Here is a 22,423-nt window from a genome sequence, read left to right on the forward strand (position 1 = left end):
GTTATTCATCATGGCGCACTGTCAATTCCGGGGCCGCGCACCAAGTTAGCAGGTACGTTGAACTGGTAGGCCACCCCGGATGAAAGCATGGATCACAGCTGGGATACTCGTTTATCATCTGAGCGGAGCGGCCGCATTGTCGGAGGATCTTACACTGGAATTGCAACCGCGCTGGGAATATGTGGCAGACAGTGTCATGGGCGGCCTGTCAGAAGGTCAGGCAGGTAAAACTGAGGTGCAGGGACGCCCGGCGATGCGTCTGACCGGCGAGGTTTCTACCAGAAACAACGGCGGGTTCATCCAGATGGCTTTCGATCTGAAACCGGATGGCAGCGCCTTTGACGCGAGCTCCTGGCGTGGCATTGCATTCGAGCTTTCTGGCAACGGTGAGGAATACGATATCCGTCTGCGCACAGATCAGCTGGAACGCCCGTGGCAGTCCTTTCGCACTTCAGTCACGGTAAATCCGGCATGGTCGACCATCCGGATTGATTTCGGCGAATTTGCCGCCCACCGTACCAGTGCAGTTTTCGATCCTGCACAGCTGCGACGGATCGGTGTTCTGGCCATTGGTCGCGAATTCACGGCAGATGTTGCAGTCGCAGGTATATATTTTTACCGCTGACTGAAACAGACAGTGGCTCAGGGGGCGTTATGATGATCTCAGTCGGGCTTATCGGTTATGGTGCCATTGGCGCGGAAATACTTGATCAGCTGAACGGTGACAGCGCGCTGCGGATCGCGGATGTCCTGGTGCGCCCGGAACGCGTCACAGAAATGCCTGCCCCGCCGGACAGCCACACCCGCCTGATCACACATCCGGATGGCTTCTCGTCTGATATCGGTTTCGTGCTGGAATGCGCAGGCCATCAGGCGCTTGCAGAGATCGGTCCCGACGTAATCAGAAAAGGGATCAGCCTTGGTGTGCTTTCCGCAGGAGCGCTCGCTGACCGAACTGTTCTGCAAGAACTGAAGGACGCAGCAAAAGAAGGTGGGTCACAGATATCTGTACTCCCAGGAGCAATCGGTGGCATTGATGCACTGGCCGCAGCAGCGGCCGCCGGACTGACAGAGGTAATTTATACGGGCCGAAAACCACCTCAGGCCTGGCGCGGAACCCCGGCGGAAGACACATGCGATCTGACGGAGATCAAAGAGGCAACAACGGTTTTCGACGGCTCTGCTGGGGATGCCGCCCGGCTTTTCCCCAAAAACGCCAATGTTGTTGCAACGGTTGCGCTGGCGGGTGTGGGGTTTGAGAACACACAGGTCACGCTGATTGCTGACCCGGGGGCGACTGGAAATTCGCACCGTATCCAGGCACGGGGGCCACTGACCTCGCTTGACTTTACAACCGCGGGCGCACCGCTGCCATCCAACCCGAAAACCTCGGCACTGACGGCAATGAGCGCTGTGAGAGCGCTCCGAAATCAGGCGGGTCTGATCTGTATCTGACCCCCGTCAGAAGGACTTCATCCAGTCCAGCGTTTCATCCGTCGCCAGGGTTGATTTGTACTCGGCACCCAGTGGTTGCACGTATCCGATCTGCGCAAGATGTGCAAAGATATGGGCATAGCTGACCTCCCCATGATCAGGCGTTCCCCTGTCCGGCACACTGGCAAACTGAATATGGCCGATCATGGGGAGAAGGCGGCTCAGACGGTTTGTAAGATCACCTTCGATCAGCTGAATGTGGTAACAATCAAACATCAGTTTCAGGTTTGCTGCCCCCAGATCGTCGATCAGCGTTTTTGCCTGCCCGGTAGAGCTCAGGAAGTATCCGGGCGCGTCGTAGGGGTTCAGCGGCTCGATCAGAACAGTAACCCCGGGGCCCGCGGCTTGTTCGCAGGCATAGGCCAGATTTGACCGGAAACAGGCGTCCGCCTCAGGACCATGTGCAAAGCCGGCCATAACATGCACAGCCCCTGCCGCAATGGCCTGGGCGTAGCCCATCGCCTGATCAATCGCCGCGCGCGCTTCTGCCTCGCGGCCTGGTAGAGCAGACAACCCGTTCTCCCCCGCGCTGACGTCCCCGCGGATGGTGTTCAGGCCCAGCATGGCAAGCCCGGTCTCGTCCAATGCCGCCCTGACATCAGCGGGGTCATTGTCATATGGCCAATGGCATTCGACAGCAGCAAACCCGGCAGCATGCGCCGCGTGTATCGCATCAGCCAGAGGTCTGTCAGCCCAGAGAAATCCGAGATTTGCAGAAAAAAGCGTCAATCATCCCACTCCACATCAAACTGTGTTACCAGCGCGCTGACCTGCTCCGCCGTCAGCATCCGCGCCTCGACACCTCGCATCATCATGGCAAGCCGGGCGGTATCTTCGAGCTCTTCAATTGCGTTACAGGCGGCTTCGACGTCTTTGCCCGCGACCACCGGCCCGTGATTGGCCAGCATGACCGCCGAGCGCTTCCCCGCCAACCCGCGTACAGCTTCGCCCATCGCCGGATCGCCCGGCAGGAAAAAGGGCAGCAGTTTGACCTTGCCCAGCTTCATAATGGCGTAGGGCGTCAGGGGGGGCAGAAAATTGTCGTCATCCGCATCCGGCATCATCGACCAGGCAACCGAATGACATGAATGCAGATGCACGACCGCCCCGGCGCTGCTCCGCGTGTCGTAAAATGCTGAGTGCAGGGGCATTTCTTTCGTCGGAGAATCGCCACCGATCAGCCGGCCCGAGGCATCAAAACGACTGAGCCGGCCTGGATCGAGGCGCCCGAAGCTTGTCCCCGTGGGAGAAACCAGCAGACCTCCATCGTCCGTCCGGGCCGAAATATTGCCTGTACTGCCTCCGGTGAGACCCCGCTCAAAAAGAGAGGCCGCCAGAGTGCATATCGTTTCACGCAGATCGGCTTCAGTACTCATGGTATCCGTTCATAACAGGTTCGCAATTCCGTACAATGGCACTGTGCACAGGCGTGTTCAGAGCTGGTGAAAGCGGTGCCGCCGCAAAAGACCGATGAGCAATGCGCCTGCCTCTTTCCGGTGCGCGTGGTGTATCCGGTGGGCGGCTTCGGCGTCCCCTGCCCGGATTGCCTCAAGCACACCGCAATGATCTTCGTGCGATTTGACCGGCGCCGGCCTCATATACAGCGTCATTGCCCGTGCCCGCCGCACCTGATCAGCCATCATCGCCGTGATCGCTTCAATCCGGCCGTTCCCGCCAAGGTGCACCAGAGCTGCGTGAAACCGTTCGTCCGCGTCGGCCCAGGCCTGGCGGTCGTCGGCCTCAAGCGCTTTTTCCATATCGCTGATACTGCGCTCCAGTGCCGTCAGATCGCGATTTTCCTGCGCTGCTTTTGCCGCGTTCGCAGCAGCAAGTGCCTCCAGTTCCGTCAGAATGTCATAGATCTCCTGCATGTCCTCCGGAGACACCGGCAGAATGCGCATGCCGCGGCGGGGACGAACCTCAACGAGCCCCTGCGCTTCGAGCATCAGAGCGGCCTCCCGCACGGGTGTGCGTGACATGCCCAGGCGCTCGGCAAGTTCGGTTTCAAGGTGGTCCGACCCCGGAGACAGTTCCCCGGAAAAAATCAGCCTGCGCAACTCGCCGACTGCCCGGTAGCTGTTTGACTTTTCGCGAAAATCATTCGGCGGGCCAAAGATCACATTGACACCTTTCGTCCTTGCTCGGCGGATGCGTAGATCGCATCGCGCACGCGGATTACGGTCAGATAGTCGGCAGCAGTATTCTCGGGCGTTTTGCCCCGGCGCAGGCAGTCCACCACATGAGACTGCAGATGGAACACGCAGTCTCCGCCGAACCCCGGCCACGGATCGGGACCAAGAACCTCTTCGCAGATATCGCTTCCAAAGGCCCGGAACGACACGCTGCCATCTCCGGCGAGTGACAGCGACCCGGTGGTGCCTTCAAACAAGGCTTCTCCCATGGTCCGGCGCAGATTGTCGGCGGCATGATCAGACAGTCGGTTGCCGTCCAGCAACGTACGCACGCCGCCCGGATGGTCGAACAGAACCATTCCCGCATCCTCGCCGGAAATCACCGGATTTAGCTGCCTGAGATCGGCATAAACGGCAGTAGGATCCCCGAAAATGAACCGGAAAGTGTCAACCCAGTGCACGCCGGTTTCATGGATCAGAAAACGCGGCATCTGCTGGAAATACGGTTGCCGGTCAAGATAGGCGTCAGGCCCCTGCCCATCGCCCGGTCGCAGACGGAATGTCGCCTGCATCGGAGTGCCGATCCTGCCTTCTTTTATCTGCGAGCGGATGGCGCGGTACCAGGGCATGAACCGGAAATTTTCATGCACAACCAGTGTCACACCGGCTTTATCCGCCTCTTCGACAATCTGCTGCGCCTCAGCCAGATCAAGACAAAAGGGTTTTTGGCAGATAACGGTGCGGACACCTGCCGCAATGGCTGTGCGCACTGCAGACGCATGTCCCGGCGGTGGCAGTATGATGTCCAGGATATCCGGCACGGCGGCCTCCAGCATCGCACCGAGCGATCCGAAAGCTGGCAGACCGGTTGCCCGGGCAGCAGCGATGTTCAGATCTGCGGAACCAACTGTTCTGACGCCCTCGATGCGCGACCAGGCATCATAGTGAAACTGGCTGAAATAGCCCGCTCCCAGGCAGGCAACCGTCAGCTGGTCCGTGGCGCTCACAGATCCAGTTCGGCAGCGACGGCCTGCGCTGCCTCCTCTGTTCCGGCGGCGCCCCCCAGGTCGGCAGTCAGAAAGCGCCCTTTGGCAATGACGGCTTCAACGGCCTCACGCAGTCGCCTGCCATCGGTTTGCAATGCCGGTGTGTCATGGCGCAGACCCAGCCAGTCGAGCATCATGGCGGCAGACAGGATCATCGCCAGCGGATTTGCTTTTCCCTGCCCGGCAATATCGGGTGCGGAGCCGTGACAGGGCTGAAACACTGCATTGTCGAGGCCAATGTCGGCAGAAGGCGCAACCCCCAGGCCACCCATCAGCCCCGCCCCAAGGTCTGACAGAATGTCGCCAAACATATTTTCTGTCACCAGGACGTCGAAATCCCAGGGTTTGAGCACAAACCAAAGCGCAGTTGCGTCAACATAGGCGTGATCTGCTGCGACATCGGGATGTTTCTGTGCCTCGGCATCAAAGAGTGACCGGAAATATGCAAAAGCCCGAAAGACATTTGCCTTGTCCACACAGGTCACCTTTCCCGGTCCACGTCCGGCCGCTTTGCGCTCGCGCGCCAGCCCAAACGCGAATTCAAAAAGTTTTTCAGATATCTCCCGGGTGATCAGAAGCGTTTCGCGTGCTTCATCTGCAGTCACTTCGCCTTTGCCCTGCGTGTGGAACAATCCTTCTGTGCTTTCGCGGATCAGCACGAAATCAACTTCGCGGCCGTCAGGCATTTTCAACGGTGTGCGTTGCCCGGGAAAAATGCGGACAGGTCGCACACCGGCAAAAAGCGTCAGCGCCTTGCGCAGGTCAATCTGCGGCGAAATTTCCGTCCCGTCCGGATACCGGACGGAGGGAAGACCCATCGCCGACAGCAGGATCGCATCTGCATCTCTTGCTGCCTGCATCGAGCTTTCGGGCAGCGACTCGCCCGTTTTGGCGTAATGCGCAGCCCCCGCTGGTGCCACGGCAAAGCGCATGCTGTATCCCCCGGCCTCGGCCAGAGCGGCAAGTATCTCCACCGTTGGCCGCATTATCTCAGGTCCGATCCCGTCACCCTCAAACACAGTAACTTCAAATGCCGATTTCATTCTTTCTCCTGACGTTGGGTCTTAACAGATCAAACCGATGTTTTCTCTTTAATGTATACATTAAATTATGCAAGAATATATTCATTAACCAGCAGCACGCGTCTTGCCCGATCAATCAGTCCGGTGCAGTCTCAAGTCGGTGCCGCGCGCAGGCTCAGAAAATACAACCAGAGGCACATTATGTTTGCAGTTACAGTAACTTTCGAAATTCACCCCGATCAGATGGGGCACTTCCTCCCACTGATGCATGCAAACGCATCTGCTTCTCTGGACTCTGAACCCGGCTGCCGCCAGTTTGACGTGGCGACTGATCCATCGCGACCAAACGCAGTCTTTCTGTACGAGTTGTATGAAACCGAAGCCGATTTTCACAAACATTTATCTCTGCCGCATTTTCTCAGCTTTGCAGAAAAAACCGACCCGATGATCGCTTCAAAAGCAGTCACAACCTGGTCGGAGGTCCGCCAATGAGTGTCTGGGAAGTCCACGCCATAAAGTATGCCGACCGCAACAGCCGGACCCGCGCAGACAGCTTTATCTTTGATGACAATCACGACGCACCGCATCCGATGGACTATTTCATGTGGCTGCTGCGCTGTGGTTCGGAAAAGATCCTCGTAGATACAGGCTATGACACAATGGAAGCGAGGGAACGCGGGCGTCCGATCCGGCTGGATCCGGGCGCGGCCCTCGCGCCGCTGGGTATCACGCCAGATGATATCACTGACATCATCGTCACCCACCTGCACTATGATCATGCCGGTGGTCTGCATCTGTTTCCGAATGCGCGGTTGCATCTGCAGTCGGCCGAAATGGCCTATGCGACCGGACCGTGTATGTGCCATGACACACTGCGCATGCCATTTACCGCCGGTCACATCTGCGAAGCTGTGAAGCGGCTTTATTCGGGCAAAGTCGCCTTCACGGATGGCGATGCCGAAATTGCCGAAGGTGTTACCGTTCATTGCATCGGCGGTCACAGCCGCGGATTACAGGCCGTACGGGTGCGCACGGAAGCAGGATGGATGGTCCTGGCCTCGGACGCCGCGCATTTTTACGAAAATGTCTTTTCCCGCAAACCGTTCCCGATCGTGGTTGACTTGCAGAACATGCTGGATGGCTTTGACACGCTGCGCCGTCTCGCCAGCCGTCCGGAACTGATCATACCCGGCCACGATCCACTGGTGACACAGGTTTTCCCGTCAGGTCCGGCAGAACACATCTGCCGCCTTAATCAGGGCCCGGTGCATGGGATACCCGGCCTGTCCGGCAACGCCTGAGCGGGCCTGAACTGCACAAAATTTGGGCATCTTTTGATGGCGGCGTTCAAAAGGTTAATTGAAGTTGGTGAATCGCAAAGAGCCATGTGACAGTCTGGCAGACGATCTGAAACACCCGAAAGCTGTCCCTTTTGCTGATGCGTTCCCCGACACCTCTGGACCAACCACGCGCCATTGGACAGGCACGTGTCGGAGTCCGGTCACGCGGGTCTGTCACAGCCATTGACACGCTCCGCCAGTCGGGCGCGCTCAAACTGCTTTTCCCCAGGCAAAGCACCCGGGTGGAGGCCGTCCTCGTCAACACTGCGGGCGGCATCACCGGCGGCGACAGGTTTGACACCGAGGCAACAGCCGGTGCCGGATCAGATCTCACAGTAACCACCCAGGCGGCAGAGCGGGCCTATCGTGCACAGACCGGCCAGACCGGAACCGTGCGCAACCGTCTGGCGGCACAGGGCGAGGCCACGCTGCGTTGGCTGCCGCAGGAAACCATTTTGTTCGATGGCGCTTCGCTCAAACGGGACCTGCGCGTCGATCTGGCCGAAACGGCCCGGTTTCTGATGGTCGAGCCTGTTCTCTTTGGACGGCAGGCAATGGGCGAGGATGTCCGGCAACTTTACTTTTCAGACCGGATTAACGTCAGGCGCGAAGGCACGCCTGTTTTTCGCGACGGTTTGCATTTCGACGGTGACGCTGCTGCCGAACTGGACAAACCCGCCGTTGCAGACGGCGCGCGTGCAATGGCCAGTCTGCTCTGGATCGCGCCCGGTGCGGGCGGTGCGCTTGGTGCCACCCGCGACATCATCGGGCATGCCGGAGGAGCCAGTCTGCCAGCCCCTGACATTCTGGTCTGCCGCCTGCTGGCGCAGGACGGGTTCGAATTGCGCCAGAAGCTCGTTCCACTGCTTGATCATTTAACACAAAACAACCTGCCCCGATGCTGGAGACTGTAATCCTGTGCAACTGACCCCGAGAGAAAAAGACAAACTGCTGATTTCCATGGCCGCAGAGGTCGCCCGCCGCAGGCTGGCGCGTGGCGTCAAACTGAACCATCCGGAAGCCATTGCGCTGATTACCGATGCCGTGGTCGAAGGTGCACGGGACGGACGGTCTGTCGCCGACATGATGGAGGCAGGCGCACAGGTCATCACCCGTGATCAGTGCATGGAAGGTGTTCCCGAAATGATCCACGACGTTCAGGTGGAAGCGACCTTTCCCGACGGCACCAAGCTGGTGACCGTTCACAACCCGATCCGCTGAGGAGGCCACGATGATACCAGGAGAGATCATAACCGTCGCAGGCGATATCAAGCTGAACGAAGGCGTTGAAAGCATCACACTGATGGTCGCCAATACCGGTGACCGCCCCGTGCAGATCGGCAGCCATTACCATTTCGGCGAAGCCAACGAAGCACTTGAATTTGACAGAGCAGCAGCGCGTGGCATGCGCCTGGACATAGCTGCCGGAACGGCCGTGCGTTTTGAACCCGGGCAACGGCGCGAAGTGCAGCTCATTCCTGTTTCTGGTGCCCGTCGCATTTTCGGTTTCAACCAGAAGATCATGGGAGACCTCTGAGCCATGGCAACCAGTATTTCACGCGACAACTATGCGGCCATGTTCGGCCCCACAACCGGAGACCGTGTCCGCCTCGCAGACACCGATCTGATCATTGAGGTTGAAAAAGACCTGACAACCTATGGCGAAGAGGTCAAATTTGGCGGTGGCAAAGTCATACGCGACGGCATGGGCCAGAGCCAGGTCACCAGGGCAGATGGCGCCGTGGACACCGTCATCACCAACGCGCTGATCGTCGATCATACGGGTATCTACAAAGCGGATGTGGGACTGCGCGATGGCAGGATCGAAAAGATCGGAAAAGCGGGCAACCCGGATACGCAGCCTGGTGTCGATATCATTGTCGGCCCTTCAACAGAGGCCATTGCTGGCGAGGGGCGCATTCTGACTGCCGGAGGTTTTGACAGCCATATCCATTTTATCTGCCCCCAGCAGATAGAGGACGCACTGCATTCCGGTATCACGACAATGCTCGGTGGCGGCACTGGCCCGGCCCATGGCACGCTGGCCACAACCTGCACCCCGGGCGCCTGGCATATCGGGCGGATGCTGCAGGCGCTGGACGCGTTTCCGATGAATTTCGGCATCTCCGGCAAGGGTAACGCATCCCAGCCTGCCGCACTTGTGGAAATGATCGAAGGCGGTGCCTGCGCCATGAAACTGCATGAGGACTGGGGCACAACTCCGGGCGCCATCGACTGCTGTCTGAGCGTTGCAGACGATATGGACCTTCAGGTGATGATCCACACAGATACGCTGAACGAAAGCGGTTTTGTGGAAAACACCGTTGCTGCAATCAAAGGCCGGACCATCCATGCCTTTCATACCGAAGGCGCGGGCGGCGGCCATGCACCGGACATCATCAAAATCTGCGGTGATGCCAATGTGCTGCCCTCCTCCACCAACCCGACGCGGCCCTTCACAGTGAACACGCTCGAAGAGCATCTCGACATGCTGATGGTCTGCCACCACCTCGACAAATCGATCCCCGAGGATGTCGCCTTTGCCGAAAGCCGCATCCGGCGGGAAACAATCGCTGCCGAAGACATTCTGCACGACATGGGCGCCTTTTCGATCATCGCAAGCGACAGCCAGGCGATGGGGCGTGTGGGCGAGGTGGCAATACGCACCTGGCAAACGGCTGACAAAATGAAAAAACAGCGCGGCAGACTGGCAGAAGAGACCGGCGAGAATGATAATCTGCGTGTCCGGCGCTATATCTCGAAATACACCATCAATCCCGCAATTGCCCACGGTATCAGCCATGAGATCGGCAGCATCGAGGTCGGAAAACGCGCGGATCTGTGCCTCTGGGATCCGGCGTTTTTCGGCGTCAAACCCGCAATGGTGCTGATGTCCGGCACAATCGTCTGTGCGCAGATGGGTGATCCGAATGCGTCGATTCCGACGCCGCAACCGGTGTACAGCAGGCCCATGTTCGGCGCGTTCGGCCGGTCAGTTGAACGGTCAGCTGTGACCTTCGTGAGCGCAGCGGCAGAGGCGGCGGGCATTCGCGAAACACTTGGACTGGCAAAAGATATCGCCGCTGTGAAAAATACGCGCGGTATCGGGAAAAAGGACCTGATCCTGAACGATGCCCTGCCCCGGATCGAGGTTAACCCCGAAACCTATGAAGTCAGGGCCGACGGCGAACTTCTGACCTGCCAGCCCGCCGACGTGCTGCCCATGGCGCAGCGCTATTTCATGTTCTGACGGAGACTAAAGATGCTGACCGCACAATCCGTATTGCTACAGGCCGCAGATGCCAGTGACGAGATTTGCCTGGACTATGATGCGCGTTTTCTGCGGCGCAAAGTACTGACCACGACAGGTGGGCAGCAGGTTCTCGTTGATCTGCCGCGAACGACCTCGATTGATCACGGGGATGCCCTGGAAACGGTGGACGGCAGCCGCATTCGCGTAATCGCCGCGCCTGAACCACTGCTGGAAGTCACCGGGGACGATCTGCACCGGATCGCCTGGCACATCGGGAACCGTCACACGCCCTGCCAGATCGAAGACACACGGCTGCTGATCCAGCGCGACAGGGTGATGGCGGATATGCTGGCGCAGCTGGGCGCGCATATTCACGAAGTGACCGAACCCTTTACTCCCGAGGGCGGTGCCTACGGTCACGGGCGGACACATGGCCATGACCACACGGCGGCTCATGGCCCCGGGCACAGCCATGAGCATGGTCATGAGCACTGATTTACTGACACTGATGCAGTGGCTGTCGCCCGGTTTCCCGGTCGGCGCCTTTGCCTACAGCCATGGCCTTGAGGACATCATCACTTCAGGCAGGATTTCCGACGCAGATACGCTGCAGATCTGGATGCAGGATCTGGTGTCGCAGGGCAGCGGGAGAAGCGATATCTCTCTTCTGGCACGCGCGTGGCGCGGGGAGGCTATGGATGAGCTGACCGCAACCGCTGTCGCTCTGGCCGGCTGCTCTGGCCGGGTGACGGAAACAGGCGAACAGGGCGCTGCCTTTTGCCGGACAGTCGACGCCGTCTGGGACACCGGGATCGGGGTTCAGGCATATCCGGTCGCTGTGGGGTGCGCTGCGGCACGGCACGGTCTGCCCCTTGAACTGACGGCACAGGCATACCTGCATGCTTTTGCCGCAAATCTGATCAGCGCCGCGGTACGGCTTGTACCCCTTGGTCAGACAGAGGGACAACAGGTGCTGGCCACGCTGGCGCCGCTGATCTGTTCTGTCGCACAGGAGGCCACAGCCGACGGTGCGCCGCTTTTCAGCAATTGCATTGCCGCAGATATCGCCGCGATGCGTCACGAAACTCTCTATTCAAAAGTGTTCCGCACATGAAACCGTCAAGGGGTGAGACATGACAAAACTGAACGGTCCGCTGCGCATTGGCATCGGTGGCCCGGTGGGGGCTGGCAAAACAACCCTGACCGCCGCATTGGCCAGAGCCCTTTCGCCGCAGCATTCCATCGGGGTGATCACCAACGACATCTACACCCGCGAGGATGCCGAGGCACTGATGCGCCTGCAGATTCTGCCACAGGACCGGGTTATCGGGGTGGAAACCGGCGGCTGTCCGCACACCGCAATCCGGGAAGACGCGTCAATCAACCTTGCCGCAGTTGCCGAAATGCAGGCACGGCATCCGGGGATCGAGGCCATTCTGATTGAAAGCGGCGGGGACAATCTGAGTGCTACTTTTTCGCCGGAGCTGGCGGACGTGACGCTCTATGTTATCGATGTTGCCGCCGGAGAGGAAATTCCGCGCAAGGGCGGGCCCGCGATCACACGCTCCGATATTCTGGTCATCAACAAGACAGACCTCGCGCCTCACGTCGGCGCATCGCTCGAAGTTATGGAACGTGACGCCACACGGATGCGGGCCGGCAGGCCGTTTATCTTTACGTCGCTGCGCCACGGCGATGGCGTGGACACAGTGATCAGTGCCTTGCGCGCCATTTCGGGGCTGGGTCTGGAAACAGCTCCGGCCTGAGACCTGCCTTTTCAGTCAGTGGCGCAGGGCTGGCCCGCATTGCCCCAGATGCGCAGATCCCGGATGTGTATCTCCAGGCTATAGGGTGCAGGTTCGCGGGTGCCGCCCGGCGTCCATGCCCAGTGCAGGATCACATCGTGATCAAGATGCTCTGCCAGTTCCTCCGCGGTCCGGTCTCCGTTCCTTTCGGGATCCCGTAACTGCTCACAGATCGTTTCGCTGGACTGGCCGAACCAGTGTGCCTCCACTGGTGCAAGACGCCATGCATCCGCGACCTGAGGTGCGGCATGGGGCGTTTCGTTCCGGGCGTTTTCTGCCGTGACATGGCAGGTGCGGCAGGGAATATACTCTGCACCGATCCGGCTCTCGCCTGCCCGGACGTTCATACCGTGCACACGTGTCTGCCCATATGACGGCCCCGACCACATCGGCCTGTCCGAGGGACCCGTGTGGCAGTTTGAACAGCGCGGGTGTGACACAACCTCAAAAATCCGGTCCCAGGCAGCCAGGCCATCTTCGGGACTGACCGTCACCTGCTGCGCCAGTGCCATCCCGGGGAGCAGACAAATCGCAAAACCGAGGCGCACTACGCACCATTCAGACTGCGCGCAGCGGCCTTTACGGCAGCGCGAATGCGCGGATAGGTGCCGCAGCGGCACAGATTACCACTCATTGCCGCGTCAATGGCCTCTTCGTCCGGGTCGGGGACCAGATTCAGAAAAGACACCGCCTGCATGATCTGCCCCCCCTGACAATAGCCGCACTGTGCAACCTGATGCTCGATCCAGGCGGTCTGAACCGCGTGCAGAGCCTCAGCAGAACCAAGACCTTCAATCGTTGTGATGTCACCGTCAACGTCGCCCACTGCCAGCTGACATGACCGTACAGCGATTCCGTCCACGTGCACGGTACAGGCGCCGCACTGGGCAATCCCGCATCCATACTTGGTGCCGGTCATTCCGAGAGTGTCACGCAGGACCCAGAGGAGAGGCATTTCCTCTGCCACGTCCACATCAAAATCAGTACCGTTTACCGTCAGTTTCATTGGATGAATTCCTGCCTGTATTCAAATCAGGATAGGTCAGGACCATTCTTGCCGCAATGCTGACGCTGTGTCCGCAGGCTGCTCAAAACTCCACAACAGCGCGGATGGATTTACCCTGGTGCATCAGGTCGAACCCGTGGTTGATCTCGTCGAGGGTGAGTTTATGGGTGATCATCGGGTCGATCTCGATCTTGCCGTCCATGTACCAGTCGACGATTTTCGGCACATCCGTGCGCCCCTTGGCACCGCCAAAGGCCGTGCCGCGCCAGACCCGGCCGGTGACCAGCTGGAAAGGCCGCGTCGCGATCTCGGCGCCCGCAGGGGCAACCCCGATGATGATGCTCTCGCCCCAGCCCTTGTGCGCGGCCTCAAGTGCGGTGCGCATCACGTTCACATTGCCCGTGGCATCAAAGGTATAGTCACAGCCCCCGCCTGACAGCTCCACCAGATGCGCGACCATGTCGCCCTCCACTTTCGAAGGGTTCACAAAATGCGTCATGCCGAAATGGCGGCCCATTTTCTCTTTGTCGTCATTCAGATCGACGCCGATGATCTGATCCGCGCCGGCCATCCGCAGCCCCTGGATCACGTTCAGACCGATGCCGCCCAGACCGAACACGGCCGCCGTCGAGCCGATCTCGACCTTGGCGGTGTTGATCACCGCCCCGATGCCCGTGGTCACGCCGCAGCCGATGTAGCAGATCTTGTCAAAGGGCGCGTCCTTGCGGACTTTCGCCAGCGCGATCTCGGGCACCACCGTGTGATTGGCAAAGGTCGAGCAGCCCATATAGTGGTGAATGGGCGTCCCATCGAGCATCGAAAACCGCGTGGAGCCATCGGGCAACAGCCCCTGCCCTTGCGTCGCGCGCACCTTCTGGCAGAGGTTGGTTTTGGGGTTCAGGCAATAGTCACACTCGCGGCATTCCGGCGTGTAGAGCGGGATCACATGGTCGCCCACTTCCAGGCCCGTGACCCCCTCGCCCACCTCAATCACAACGCCCGCGCCCTCATGGCCCAGGATCGCCGGAAAAATGCCTTCGGGATCATCGCCCGAGCGCGTGAACTCATCTGTGTGACACAGACCCGTCGCCCTGATCTCAACCAGAACCTCGCCCGCCCGCGGACCCTCCAGGTTCACTTCCATGATCTCCAGAGGCTTCCCAGCCTCAACAGCAACTGCGGCGCGCGTTCTCATCAACATATTTCTCCCAGCCGTGGCGTTCTGTGCACCACTGTATTCAACCACCAGTATGAGCCCGGGGCCGCGCTGCAAACAATTAAGACAATGGTGGGTATTGGGATGCATCGACAGCCGCGCGATGCTCCGCCATACTATCGCAAAACGGGGGAGGACGCCGGGACATGTTGCTCAGAATGGCACTGATAGTTGCGTTGCAGGGCGTGACCGCACCGGTTCTGGCCGCGGATTTTGCGGACCCCACCTGGCCCTGTATCCAGCGCAAGGTCGAAACTCTGTCTGCCGGGCTGATGTGGGCCGCACCCATTGATACTGCCGCACCGCAAGACACTGCAGATCTGGAAAAGGACGTCCGCGAAATTGCCGATCTGCTCGCTCTGCGGCGGCTGTCTGTGGACGAACTCAGACCAACCGTGGAGACTTTTGCCGCCAGATACGACGGCAACCCGGCGGTGCTGGGTCAGGTCTTTGAGGATGTTTTCACCTCTCTCAACGCCCGGCGCTCGCGCATCATCGGGGGGATCGGGGATTTCTCGCTGAGCCAGATCGCGCTTTCAGAGCGCATTGAGGCCGCGCGCATGCAGATGGATGCGCAGATGACCGCTGACGCGCCCGATTACGACAAGGTCGACGCGCTGGAAGAGCAGCTGGACTGGGATCAGGTGATTTTCAGCGACCGCCAGAAGTCCATCCAGTATCTTTGCGAAACACCCGTGATCATCGAAAAACGGCTCTTCGCCATCGCGCAGATGCTCCAGCAGATGATCAACTGAGCGGCCCGGATCAGTCCCATTCCAGTTCGGTAAAGGCAACGGTCGCATTGCGCGGATTATAGGCCTCGAAAAGGGCCCAGTTGCCGCGCTCTTCTGCACCGATGGTCTCCACCGCCTCTCCCAGCCGCGTGCCTGCGTCGATCGCCGCCCGGGTGTCGGTTTCCAGCACCTTCAGATAACGGTTCAGCCCCTCTGCGCCCTCCGGCCAGTCCAGCACCGGACCCCCATGGCCGGGCACGATGCGGGCCACCTCCAGCGTCGCCATCTCGGCCAGCACCGCGCGCCAGCCGGTCAGGCTGCCATCAAGCGCGGGGGTATGGCGGTGAAACACCAGATCACCAGTAAACAGGGTCCCGCTCGTCTCGTCGAAAACCGTGATGTCCGATCCGGTATGCGCCAGCGGCCACGCCCGAAGATGCACCCGGCGCGCCCCCAGATCAAGGGTCAGTGCCTCATCCACCGTCACATCGATGACAGGCCCCCGCGTGCCGATCATCGCCTGCGCCCCGATCAGACGGTCCAGGCTTTCGATGTAATTCGCCTGCCGGTCCAGCAGCGCACGCGGCAGCGCATCGTGGCCGACAATCTGCGCACCGGTACCCGCAAAAGCCGTGGCACCCAGGACATGGTCCGGGTGCATATGCGTCAGGATCACATGGCTGACAGGCAGCTCCGTACGCTGGCGAATGGCACGCCACAGCGCCTCGCCCATCCAGCGGGCCGTACCGGTGTCAATAACCGCCACGTGGGTCTCCCCGACCACAAAGCCCAGGTTGGAGACGTCGCCCAGGTTCCCCGTATCAGGTTCCTCGACCGCGCCCATATGCACAAAAACGCCTGGTGCTGCTTCCTGCATGTCCAGGGCCGGCCCTGCGGCACGGCATTCCGGATTATCGGCGAATTGCAGGCCCGGGTCCCGGGGCAGTGCCGGGGGCCGGGCGCGCAACGCCCCGGCGCAACCCGCCAGATCTGCCGCTTCATACCCCGGGATCAGCTGGGCCCGGCAGATCTCCGGCGCGCTTACGAGACAGGCAAGGATTACGGCTTCGAACATCGAAAATCTCCTGCGCGAAACTCTCACATCGCGATGCTGTGACCTATTACGCCATAGGTATGAGTGTTTTTTCCACGGAATTCATGCTATGGCAAAGCGCCTGCCCTGATGGAGGACTGCTGACATGACACCCAGGATCTTACTCGCGACTGCCGTTGCGGTTGCCTTTGCCGGACCCGGCTGGGCCGGATCGACGGTCAAAAATCCTCTGACGGACAGCGCAACATGGGACGACCTGCGCGGCGATGTGATCGGTGACGTGGCGCTGGGCGATGCGGCGTCCGTTCTGTCGGTGGATGCGCCCTACAGGGCACATGACGCGGCAACCGTCCCCGTCGTTCTGACCCAGACCGACCCCGGTACCCGGATCACCGGCGCGACTGTGGTTGTTGATGAAAATCCGGCCCCGGTTGCAGCGGTTTTCGCCTTTGGCGAAGCCATGGGCCAGCTGGACTTCGAACTGCGGGTGCGGGTCAATCAGTATTCAAACGTGCGCGTCATCGCTGATACGCCGGACGGCTTCAAAATGACCGGGCGCTTTGTCAAAGCATCAGGCGGCTGTTCCGCGCCCGCGTCCAAAGACCCGACCGTCGCGCTGAACAACATGGGCAGGATGAAGCTGCGGACGTTCAGTGCCGCCAGCGCCCAGATGTCGACACCCCGGCGCGAAGCACAGATCATGATCCGCCATCCGAATTATTCCGGCCTGCAGCGCGACCAGATCACCCAGCTTTTCATCCCCGCGCATTTCATTGACCACATCGAAGTGTGGCAGGGCACCGATCTGCTGTTCACAATGGATGGCGGCATTTCGATTTCCGAAAACCCGGTTTTCCGCTTTGGCTATAATGACAACGGGACGACCACGCTGACCGTCAGGGCAACGGATACGGATGGCAACAGCTGGGATCAGGTGCTGCCCAAGACAGGCGAGAGTTAACAGCTCTCCTCAGGGGATATGACCGGCGCCGCTGTCCCGTTGAGGGCCGCGGCGCTTTTTTCTGCCAGCGCCCTTAGCAGGGTCTGCGCTTCAGAAACACACGATCTCTGCCTCGGCCTGTGCCCGGCGCAGGCGTGCAACGATCTCTTCGGCCATGGCGGAACTTTTGAAAAAGGACATCCGCTCGCCCCCGACCCGGCGCATGGAGAGTACCGTTTCCGCTTCCAGATAGGCGTCATAGGTCAGGATCGACGCAACCTCGTCGATAGAGCAGGCACACCGTTCCAGCATTTCGCGGCTCTGGCCATTGGCGGCCATGCAGGCGAACACATAATCCGCCCGCGCCGCTGTCGGAAAATCATTGAGCCGTTCGGCCGCCGTTTGCGCCATGCCGGAAACCGGCACCGCCGCAAGTACGACCGACAAAAGGACGCCGCGCATCATTCGGCCAGCTCAAGCCGGTCGAATTTCAGCTCGGAGCGGTAGACATCCCCGCCCGAGGCCTCTGCCACAAGGCTCATGTACCAGCCGGGTACCGCGTCGGACATGGTCACCCGCAGTTCCAGATCGCCAAAACCCTGCATACGGTCGCGGTTGGGATCGTCGCGGAACGGATAAATCCGAATCGTGCGGGTCGGCACGGTCTGCCCGTTCACCTCGCCTTCGCCCTCGATGATATCAGAGGTCCGGATCAGCGAATCCTTTACCCTGTTGCGGATGTAGTAGGGCGACCCCCCCGCCGCTTCGGCCATGTCGCGCACCACAGTCTCGTAAAAATACATGATCATCGGATTGCCCACGCTGGCCGGAAAGCTGCCCAGCTTGCGGTACTTCTCATCCTTGCGGAACTCCAGCTGTGCCATGGTTGCCTGCCCTTCGGAAAAGCTGAGCGCTATCTGCCCGGTGTCGCGGTCTTCGGCCTCCGGGTTCAGCGTATTCGTCACGGTGCGCGCGTAAACCAGTTCGGCCGCGCGGCTCACCTCATCCAGTGTGCCGTTGCGAAACAGCATGTCATAGGTCTTATCACCTTCCAGCGGCGTGGCTGCCGCAATCCCGGCGATCAGTGCAGCAACAAGGCTGCCGGTCAAAAGCTTCTTCATGGCGATCCCATCCTCCCTTGTTTCAAACCTCATGCCCGGAGGCGCGGCTGTCATCGCAGACTTTGGTCTGTAGTTCCGTCTCTGCCGCCTGCCCCGACTTGACGTGCAGGCGGATTTTCCAGTCCATCAGGGGCCGCAGCCGGGTCAGGTTGACCGGCTTGGTCAGAACCGACACGTCCCTGGGCACACTCGCGCGCCGCCGGGCAACACCGCGATCCGCCGTAATCAGGATCGCAGGCACATTCGATGCAAAAGCCTGGCGCAGCGCGTTGATTGCCTCGACACCTGTCTCTCCGTCATTCAGCTGATAATCTGCCAGCACGATGTCGGGCGGCATGCCCAGCTCTGACGCCAGCGTCATCGCCTCACCCACCGAAGAGGCCGCCAGCACACTGGCACCCCAGTTCTCCAGCCAGCGCACCGTGCCAAAGAGCACATCCGGATCGTTCTCGATCACCATGACAATGTAATCCAGGGGCACCTCGTCATTGCGCTCGATCCGGCTTCTGGCGGGCTGGGGTGGCACGACATCGCTGACCACCTCCATCCCGATGCTGAAAACAGACCCCCGCCCCGGTTTCGATCTGAGGGACAGTTTATGATCCAGCAGTTTGCAGGCCCGGTCCACAACGGACAGGCCAAGACCGACGCCGGGCTGCGTCATCACCGAATCCGCCCGGGCAAACTCCTCGAACACCCGTTCCTGATCGGATCGCGAAATCCCGATGCCTGTATCCCAGACCTGCAGCACCGCGCGCCCGGGCTTGCGGCGGCACCCCACCAGCACCCGGCCCCCCGGTTCGGTGTACTGGATGGCGTTGACGACCAGGTTCTGAATGGAGCGCAGCAGATAAACCGGGTCGGAGCGCACCACCAGCGTGCTGGGCACCACGTCCAGACGCACCGACTTTTGCGCCGCCAGCAGTTCCTGATCCGCCCGGACCCCGTCCATCAAAGCGCCGAGGCTCACAGCCGCAGGGTCGACCGTATCTGCATCCGCGCTGTCCAGACGCGAGATATCCAGCAGCGAATGCAGGATCTGTTCAGACGAGCTGAACGCGCCCTGGAGCCGCTCGACCATGGGCAGGAAGGGCGTGTCCCGCGTGGTTTCCTCCAGCGTCGAGATCAGCAGTTTGGCCGCATTGATCGGCTGCAACAGATCATGGCTCGCACCGGCAAGAAAACGGGTCTTGGAGGACACGGCAGCCTCTGCGCGTTCCTTGGCCAGACGCAGTTCCTCCTCGATCCGGGCCAGCTGGTCATATTGTTCGGTCAGGTTGGCATTGGCGCGGGTCAGCTCTGCGGTACGCTCCATCACTCTGTTTTCCAGCAGTTCGGTAGAGCGTGTTTCCAGCGTCACATCCTTGATCTCCACCAGAAACCCGCCGTCGGGCAGTTCGTTGGCGTGAATGTCCAGCACCCGCTGCGCCCTGTTGCCAAGCCTGCGGCGCAGAAAGCCGCGTTTGCTCAGCTCCTGCCGCCAGGATTCCACAAGCAACAGATCGTTTTCCGCGATCATCGACCGCCCGTGCATGAAATCGAGCAGTTCCTGCAGCGGCATGCCCGGTTGCAGCACGGTCATCGGCAGGCCCAGGATCTCCCGGAACCGGCCATTGTGCATCATCAGCTCGTTGCGGGCCGAAAAGCAGCAGATCCCGGCGCTCATGTTCTCGAACACCGCGTTCAGATAATCGGCCTGGCGGTCAATCAGATGCTCTTTTTCGACCCGGTTGCGGCGCATCAGTGCCGTGATCTCGGTCAGCAGGATCACGATGTTATGCGGCGCGGTCACCTGCGCGCTGATCTGATACCAGCGGTCGCGCACAAACTCCGCCACCATGGAAATCGGCGCAGAAGTTTCAGAGCCCGCCACCAGCCGGCGGCCAGCCGCCCTGAGATCGCCGTCAACAGAGACCAGTTGCGAACTTCCCGCCAGCAGCCCGAAAAAGGTCTCCAGTTCCAGGCCCGGTTCCAACCGGTCCGACACATCCGGCAGCAGATTGCGGAACAACTCGTTGCACACGCCCAGCTGCCCGTCGAAAAAGAGCGCAAACCCCTCCTCCATCGAGGACAGCGCCTGCGTCAGGCTGATCCGGGTCTGCTCGGTTTCATGGCGGACGCTTTCCAGTTCACGGCTCTGCGCGGCGACCTGCTGCTGCAGCTCGATGGCGGACTGAAAGGCCTGATAGGCGGATCGGTTTATCCCGTTCTGCCGCCCGGCCCTGCGGATCAGCGCGTCGATGATGCGGGTCTGTTTGGCGACCTGCACATCGGGCGTGTCATTCGGGTCAATCATGCTCAATGCAGGGTCCCCTTTGCCGGTTTGAAAAAGGCGATGCCCACAAAGGTCTGGTTCATATGCACCCCGCCCTGCTGCTCGCCAAAGGTATTAAAGCCAAAGACCCGCTCGTCGCACAGGATGTCGCTGACGGGCCGGCCCAGCTGCTTTTGCTCAATCTCCAGCTTGCGCAGCACGCAATCAAACCCAAGGATGAAATCCGGGCGCACACCATGGGTGTCGCGGATGTGCAGACCGGAACGCAGCGTCTCGATGATTTCCTGCCCGCGCCCCAGACGCATCACCAGACCATCATCAATGGCGGCCAGAAAAGACAGCGCGCCCGCGTCATCCGCATCCGAGATCGCGCGCACATAATGATGGTTGCGGTATTCAACCAGCAGGGGGTTTTCGGCAAAAACCTGTGGCGACAGTTCCTGCACCGGACAGCCGACCAGCCGCGCATATTCAGAGGCTGCGGGCGCGCCGTTGATCTCGAACACCTTGCGCGCATCCGGGTCCGCGTCGGTAATCACAATCTGCGTCTCGGCCGGCAGGAAATGGTCAAAGCCGATGCCGGTAAAGGGCAGATCGGTTTCCAGCAGCAAAAGCACCGCCGCGTTGCAATAGGCCTGGCCACCCTGCAGCACAAAGGTCTGTTCAAACTCCAGCGCATCCCCGGCAGAGCCCCCAAAGATGGGCAGATCATCCAGCACCGCTTCCAGCGTCGCGACCAGCAGATCTTCCTGACGCGACAGCCCGTCTGTAAAGACCAGCCCCAGACGGTTCCATCCCGCCGTATGGCGGAATTTGCCCGAATGACGCTGCACCTGTTCCGCAATCGCGGTGGTAGAGAGCGGGGCCAGCGGTTCGATCAGGATCGAGGAACAGCGGAAATGCTGCTTGGGGAAAACAAGCAGCAGCAGGACGTCGGTTTCATAGCCCTGCCCGGTGATCTGGCCTGCGGACGAACAGCCAAAGACCGGCATACCGCCCAGGCGGTGGTCCAGCTCCCGCGCGATTGTCGCAATGTCCTGCCCGCCCGACACAAAGGCCAGCGCAAAGCAGCTGTCATCCACATTGACCTGTGCGGCGACCTCCTCGACTGCCATGACCGGATCGGTCGCGGCAGAGGTCACGGCGCGCACGAACATGGGACCGTCACGAATAACGTCAGCCATCGCGCGGGTCAGTTGCGCAGGAAGGCCAGCGCCTCCGGCTCATTGGCGGCCTGCCGGGCCACGGCCCCTTCAACCAGCACCACCGCCTGCGTGCGGTTGCGCACCCCAAGCCGCCGCAACAACGCCGTGATATGCGCTTTTACGGTGGCCTCGGCGAGCGACAGCTCATAGGCGATCTGCTTGTTGGGCTTGCCGGTGCAGATCAGCTTCATGATCCGCTGCTGCTGTGGCGTCAGTTCGGACAGAACCGGGTGGCTGGCATATGTGGCGTTGTCCCTCGGGGCCGCCCCGTTGGTCCGGTAGTCTTTCGGCACATAGATGTGGCCCCGCACGATCTCTGCCAGAACACCCTTGAGCTCTTTGGCCGAGGCGTCCTTGGGCACGAAACCCGACGCGCCAAGCCCGATCAGCGATTGCACCAGATCAACCGAAGCCAGCGAAGAAATGACCAGAATACGCGCAGAGGGCAGTTCTGCCCGCAAGCGCCGGAACCCCGAAATCCCGGAGACATCCGGCAGTTTCAGATCGAACATCACCAGCTGCGGGTCAAACCGGCCGGCGCAAACGCTGATCGCCTCGCCCAGTGACCGGGCCTTTTGGATATCGCAGTCCGGAAACATCACCGTCAGTGCCGATTCCAGTGCATCAAGATAAAGTGGATGGTCGTCTACAATCAGAATTGAGGAAATATCCTCCTCAGCGACCAGCTGCGTCGCACAACTCATATTAGAATCCTCCCAGATTGAGACTAACAAACATCTGAGCAACTACAAATGCTTATGTGCCGGCGTGTGCCCCTGC

27 protein-coding genes are annotated in these 22,423 nt (G+C 60.3%); 13 read left to right on the forward strand and 14 right to left on the reverse strand.

Annotation, left to right across the window (positions count from 1 at the left end):
- The first annotated feature begins 136 nt into the window (after positions 1–136).
- Both Q1A34_RS14360 and Q1A34_RS14365 read left to right on the forward strand, forming a co-directional pair.
- A complete protein-coding gene (locus Q1A34_RS14360; protein WP_300035418.1) occupies positions 137–625 on the forward strand; it encodes a CIA30 family protein in 489 nt (162 codons plus the stop codon).
- Between the two features lie 29 nt (positions 626–654).
- Positions 655–1,455: an aspartate dehydrogenase gene (locus Q1A34_RS14365; protein ID WP_300035421.1), complete on the forward strand. Its 801-nt coding sequence runs from the start codon at positions 655–657 to the stop codon at positions 1,453–1,455.
- A 6-nt stretch (positions 1,456–1,461) separates the two neighbouring features.
- On the opposite strand, the gene Q1A34_RS14370 is transcribed toward Q1A34_RS14365, so the two are convergent.
- Genes Q1A34_RS14370 through Q1A34_RS14390 form a run of 5 tightly spaced genes read right to left on the reverse strand, consistent with a single transcriptional unit; the run spans position 1,462 to position 5,715 of the window.
- Positions 1,462–2,223 carry a TIM barrel protein gene (locus Q1A34_RS14370; RefSeq protein ID WP_300035423.1) on the reverse strand — a complete coding sequence of 254 codons (762 nt, stop codon included), beginning with the start codon at positions 2,221–2,223 and terminating at the stop codon, positions 1,462–1,464.
- Complete coding sequence (locus tag Q1A34_RS14375) at positions 2,220–2,870, reverse strand: aldolase (RefSeq protein ID WP_300035426.1); 651 nt, start codon at positions 2,868–2,870, stop codon at positions 2,220–2,222. The genes Q1A34_RS14370 and Q1A34_RS14375 overlap by 4 nt, the downstream gene beginning before the upstream one ends.
- Before the next feature lie 57 nt (positions 2,871–2,927).
- Positions 2,928–3,614 (reverse strand): GntR family transcriptional regulator, encoded by a 687-nt coding sequence (locus Q1A34_RS14380; protein WP_300035429.1) that lies wholly within the window; start codon positions 3,612–3,614, stop codon positions 2,928–2,930.
- Positions 3,611–4,633, reverse strand: a complete 1,023-nt coding sequence (locus tag Q1A34_RS14385; RefSeq protein WP_300035433.1) for a Gfo/Idh/MocA family oxidoreductase — start codon at positions 4,631–4,633, stop codon at positions 3,611–3,613. The genes Q1A34_RS14380 and Q1A34_RS14385 overlap by 4 nt, the downstream gene beginning before the upstream one ends.
- Complete coding sequence (locus tag Q1A34_RS14390; protein WP_300035436.1) at positions 4,630–5,715, reverse strand: isocitrate/isopropylmalate family dehydrogenase; 1,086 nt, start codon at positions 5,713–5,715, stop codon at positions 4,630–4,632. The genes Q1A34_RS14385 and Q1A34_RS14390 overlap by 4 nt, the downstream gene beginning before the upstream one ends.
- A 180-nt stretch (positions 5,716–5,895) precedes the next feature.
- Here Q1A34_RS14390 and Q1A34_RS14395 point away from each other — a divergent pair, with 180 nt between their 5' ends.
- The 9 genes from Q1A34_RS14395 (at position 5,896) to ureG (ending at position 12,053) form a co-directional block, all read left to right on the forward strand.
- Positions 5,896–6,186 (forward strand): putative quinol monooxygenase, encoded by a 291-nt coding sequence (locus Q1A34_RS14395; protein ID WP_300035439.1) that lies wholly within the window; start codon positions 5,896–5,898, stop codon positions 6,184–6,186.
- The gene (locus Q1A34_RS14400) at positions 6,183–6,995 is read left to right on the forward strand and encodes an N-acyl homoserine lactonase family protein (RefSeq protein WP_300035441.1); all 813 of its coding nucleotides are present in this window, start codon (positions 6,183–6,185) and stop codon (positions 6,993–6,995) included. Before Q1A34_RS14395 ends, Q1A34_RS14400 begins: the two co-directional genes overlap by 4 nt.
- A 137-nt stretch (positions 6,996–7,132) precedes the next feature.
- On the forward strand, positions 7,133–7,948 hold the full coding sequence (locus Q1A34_RS14405; protein WP_300035443.1) for an urease accessory protein UreD: 816 nt from the start codon (positions 7,133–7,135) through the stop codon (positions 7,946–7,948).
- Positions 7,949–7,952: 4 nt separating this feature from the next.
- Entirely contained in the window at positions 7,953–8,255 is a 303-nt protein-coding gene (locus tag Q1A34_RS14410) for an urease subunit gamma (protein ID WP_300035446.1), read from the forward strand.
- A gap of 10 nt (positions 8,256–8,265) precedes the next feature.
- Positions 8,266–8,571, forward strand: a complete 306-nt coding sequence (locus tag Q1A34_RS14415) for an urease subunit beta (protein ID WP_300035451.1) — start codon at positions 8,266–8,268, stop codon at positions 8,569–8,571.
- 3 nt (positions 8,572–8,574) lie between these two features.
- Positions 8,575–10,284 carry an urease subunit alpha gene (ureC, locus tag Q1A34_RS14420; RefSeq protein ID WP_300035454.1) on the forward strand — a complete coding sequence of 570 codons (1,710 nt, stop codon included), beginning with the start codon at positions 8,575–8,577 and terminating at the stop codon, positions 10,282–10,284.
- A gap of 12 nt (positions 10,285–10,296) precedes the next feature.
- The gene (gene ureE, locus Q1A34_RS14425) at positions 10,297–10,782 is read left to right on the forward strand and encodes an urease accessory protein UreE (protein WP_300035457.1); all 486 of its coding nucleotides are present in this window, start codon (positions 10,297–10,299) and stop codon (positions 10,780–10,782) included.
- Positions 10,772–11,401, forward strand: coding sequence for an urease accessory UreF family protein (locus Q1A34_RS14430; RefSeq protein ID WP_300035460.1), 630 nt, complete (start codon positions 10,772–10,774; stop codon positions 11,399–11,401). The genes ureE and Q1A34_RS14430 overlap by 11 nt, the downstream gene beginning before the upstream one ends.
- 19 nt (positions 11,402–11,420) lie before the next feature.
- Entirely contained in the window at positions 11,421–12,053 is a 633-nt protein-coding gene (gene ureG, locus Q1A34_RS14435) for an urease accessory protein UreG (RefSeq protein ID WP_300035463.1), read from the forward strand.
- 11 nt (positions 12,054–12,064) lie between these two features.
- On the opposite strand, the gene Q1A34_RS14440 is transcribed toward ureG, so the two are convergent.
- From Q1A34_RS14440 to Q1A34_RS14450, 3 genes are all read right to left on the reverse strand, one after another.
- Positions 12,065–12,640 (reverse strand): hypothetical protein, encoded by a 576-nt coding sequence (locus Q1A34_RS14440; RefSeq protein WP_300035466.1) that lies wholly within the window; start codon positions 12,638–12,640, stop codon positions 12,065–12,067.
- On the reverse strand, positions 12,640–13,098 hold the full coding sequence (locus Q1A34_RS14445; protein ID WP_300035469.1) for a (2Fe-2S)-binding protein: 459 nt from the start codon (positions 13,096–13,098) through the stop codon (positions 12,640–12,642). The genes Q1A34_RS14440 and Q1A34_RS14445 overlap by 1 nt, the downstream gene beginning before the upstream one ends.
- Positions 13,099–13,180: 82 nt before the next feature.
- On the reverse strand, positions 13,181–14,293 hold the full coding sequence (locus tag Q1A34_RS14450; protein ID WP_300035472.1) for an S-(hydroxymethyl)glutathione dehydrogenase/class III alcohol dehydrogenase: 1,113 nt from the start codon (positions 14,291–14,293) through the stop codon (positions 13,181–13,183).
- Positions 14,294–14,460: 167 nt separating this feature from the next.
- Between Q1A34_RS14450 and Q1A34_RS14455 the strand changes: the two genes are divergently transcribed.
- A complete protein-coding gene (locus Q1A34_RS14455; RefSeq protein WP_300035475.1) occupies positions 14,461–15,069 on the forward strand; it encodes a hypothetical protein in 609 nt (202 codons plus the stop codon).
- A gap of 10 nt (positions 15,070–15,079) precedes the next feature.
- Here Q1A34_RS14455 and Q1A34_RS14460 read toward each other — a convergent pair whose 3' ends face one another.
- Positions 15,080–16,123: a quinoprotein relay system zinc metallohydrolase 2 gene (locus Q1A34_RS14460; protein ID WP_300035478.1), complete on the reverse strand. Its 1,044-nt coding sequence runs from the start codon at positions 16,121–16,123 to the stop codon at positions 15,080–15,082.
- Positions 16,124–16,247: 124 nt separating this feature from the next.
- Here Q1A34_RS14460 and Q1A34_RS14465 point away from each other — a divergent pair, with 124 nt between their 5' ends.
- Positions 16,248–17,063, forward strand: a complete 816-nt coding sequence (locus tag Q1A34_RS14465; protein WP_300035481.1) for a quinoprotein dehydrogenase-associated SoxYZ-like carrier — start codon at positions 16,248–16,250, stop codon at positions 17,061–17,063.
- Positions 17,064–17,153: 90 nt separating this feature from the next.
- On the opposite strand, the gene Q1A34_RS14470 is transcribed toward Q1A34_RS14465, so the two are convergent.
- The 5 genes from Q1A34_RS14470 to Q1A34_RS14490 are packed head-to-tail and all read right to left on the reverse strand — an operon-like array spanning position 17,154 to position 22,347.
- Positions 17,154–17,504, reverse strand: coding sequence for a hypothetical protein (locus Q1A34_RS14470; protein WP_300036693.1), 351 nt, complete (start codon positions 17,502–17,504; stop codon positions 17,154–17,156).
- Entirely contained in the window at positions 17,504–18,163 is a 660-nt protein-coding gene (locus tag Q1A34_RS14475) for a hypothetical protein (RefSeq protein ID WP_300035484.1), read from the reverse strand. Before Q1A34_RS14475 ends, Q1A34_RS14470 begins: the two co-directional genes overlap by 1 nt.
- A 22-nt stretch (positions 18,164–18,185) precedes the next feature.
- The gene (locus Q1A34_RS14480; RefSeq protein ID WP_300036696.1) at positions 18,186–20,459 is read right to left on the reverse strand and encodes a PAS-domain containing protein; all 2,274 of its coding nucleotides are present in this window, start codon (positions 20,457–20,459) and stop codon (positions 18,186–18,188) included.
- 2 nt (positions 20,460–20,461) lie between these two features.
- The gene (locus tag Q1A34_RS14485) at positions 20,462–21,622 is read right to left on the reverse strand and encodes an FIST N-terminal domain-containing protein (RefSeq protein ID WP_300035487.1); all 1,161 of its coding nucleotides are present in this window, start codon (positions 21,620–21,622) and stop codon (positions 20,462–20,464) included.
- An 8-nt stretch (positions 21,623–21,630) separates the two neighbouring features.
- Positions 21,631–22,347 (reverse strand): response regulator transcription factor, encoded by a 717-nt coding sequence (locus tag Q1A34_RS14490; RefSeq protein WP_300035490.1) that lies wholly within the window; start codon positions 22,345–22,347, stop codon positions 21,631–21,633.
- Positions 22,348–22,423: the final 76 nt, after the last annotated feature.

The sequence above is a fragment of the uncultured Roseobacter sp. genome (assembly GCF_947491795.1).
Lineage (GTDB): Bacteria > Pseudomonadota > Alphaproteobacteria > Rhodobacterales > Rhodobacteraceae > Roseobacter.

What these genes read in the sequence shown, in the direction of transcription:
- Q1A34_RS14470 (WP_300036693.1), bottom strand. Translation starts at nt 17,504, where the DNA reads ATGCGCGGCGTCCTTTTGTCGGTCGTACTTGCGGCGGTGCCGGTTTCC.
- Q1A34_RS14430 (WP_300035460.1), top strand. Translation starts at nt 10,772, where the DNA reads ATGAGCACTGATTTACTGACACTGATGCAGTGGCTGTCGCCCGGTTTC.
- Q1A34_RS14485 (WP_300035487.1), bottom strand. Translation starts at nt 21,622, where the DNA reads ATGGCTGACGTTATTCGTGACGGTCCCATGTTCGTGCGCGCCGTGACC.
- Q1A34_RS14400 (WP_300035441.1), top strand. Translation starts at nt 6,183, where the DNA reads ATGAGTGTCTGGGAAGTCCACGCCATAAAGTATGCCGACCGCAACAGC.
- ureG (WP_300035463.1), top strand. Translation starts at nt 11,421, where the DNA reads ATGACAAAACTGAACGGTCCGCTGCGCATTGGCATCGGTGGCCCGGTG.
- Q1A34_RS14480 (WP_300036696.1), bottom strand. Translation starts at nt 20,459, where the DNA reads ATGATTGACCCGAATGACACGCCCGATGTGCAGGTCGCCAAACAGACC.
- Q1A34_RS14365 (WP_300035421.1), top strand. Translation starts at nt 655, where the DNA reads ATGATGATCTCAGTCGGGCTTATCGGTTATGGTGCCATTGGCGCGGAA.
- Q1A34_RS14415 (WP_300035451.1), top strand. Translation starts at nt 8,266, where the DNA reads ATGATACCAGGAGAGATCATAACCGTCGCAGGCGATATCAAGCTGAAC.
- Q1A34_RS14490 (WP_300035490.1), bottom strand. Translation starts at nt 22,347, where the DNA reads ATGAGTTGTGCGACGCAGCTGGTCGCTGAGGAGGATATTTCCTCAATT.
- Q1A34_RS14445 (WP_300035469.1), bottom strand. Translation starts at nt 13,098, where the DNA reads ATGAAACTGACGGTAAACGGTACTGATTTTGATGTGGACGTGGCAGAG.
- Q1A34_RS14375 (WP_300035426.1), bottom strand. Translation starts at nt 2,870, where the DNA reads ATGAGTACTGAAGCCGATCTGCGTGAAACGATATGCACTCTGGCGGCC.
- ureC (WP_300035454.1), top strand. Translation starts at nt 8,575, where the DNA reads ATGGCAACCAGTATTTCACGCGACAACTATGCGGCCATGTTCGGCCCC.
- Q1A34_RS14455 (WP_300035475.1), top strand. Translation starts at nt 14,461, where the DNA reads ATGTTGCTCAGAATGGCACTGATAGTTGCGTTGCAGGGCGTGACCGCA.
- Q1A34_RS14395 (WP_300035439.1), top strand. Translation starts at nt 5,896, where the DNA reads ATGTTTGCAGTTACAGTAACTTTCGAAATTCACCCCGATCAGATGGGG.
- Q1A34_RS14465 (WP_300035481.1), top strand. Translation starts at nt 16,248, where the DNA reads ATGACACCCAGGATCTTACTCGCGACTGCCGTTGCGGTTGCCTTTGCC.
- ureE (WP_300035457.1), top strand. Translation starts at nt 10,297, where the DNA reads ATGCTGACCGCACAATCCGTATTGCTACAGGCCGCAGATGCCAGTGAC.
- Q1A34_RS14390 (WP_300035436.1), bottom strand. Translation starts at nt 5,715, where the DNA reads ATGAAATCGGCATTTGAAGTTACTGTGTTTGAGGGTGACGGGATCGGA.
- Q1A34_RS14405 (WP_300035443.1), top strand. Translation starts at nt 7,133, where the DNA reads ATGCGTTCCCCGACACCTCTGGACCAACCACGCGCCATTGGACAGGCA.
- Q1A34_RS14450 (WP_300035472.1), bottom strand. Translation starts at nt 14,293, where the DNA reads ATGAGAACGCGCGCCGCAGTTGCTGTTGAGGCTGGGAAGCCTCTGGAG.
- Q1A34_RS14475 (WP_300035484.1), bottom strand. Translation starts at nt 18,163, where the DNA reads ATGAAGAAGCTTTTGACCGGCAGCCTTGTTGCTGCACTGATCGCCGGG.
- Q1A34_RS14460 (WP_300035478.1), bottom strand. Translation starts at nt 16,123, where the DNA reads ATGTTCGAAGCCGTAATCCTTGCCTGTCTCGTAAGCGCGCCGGAGATC.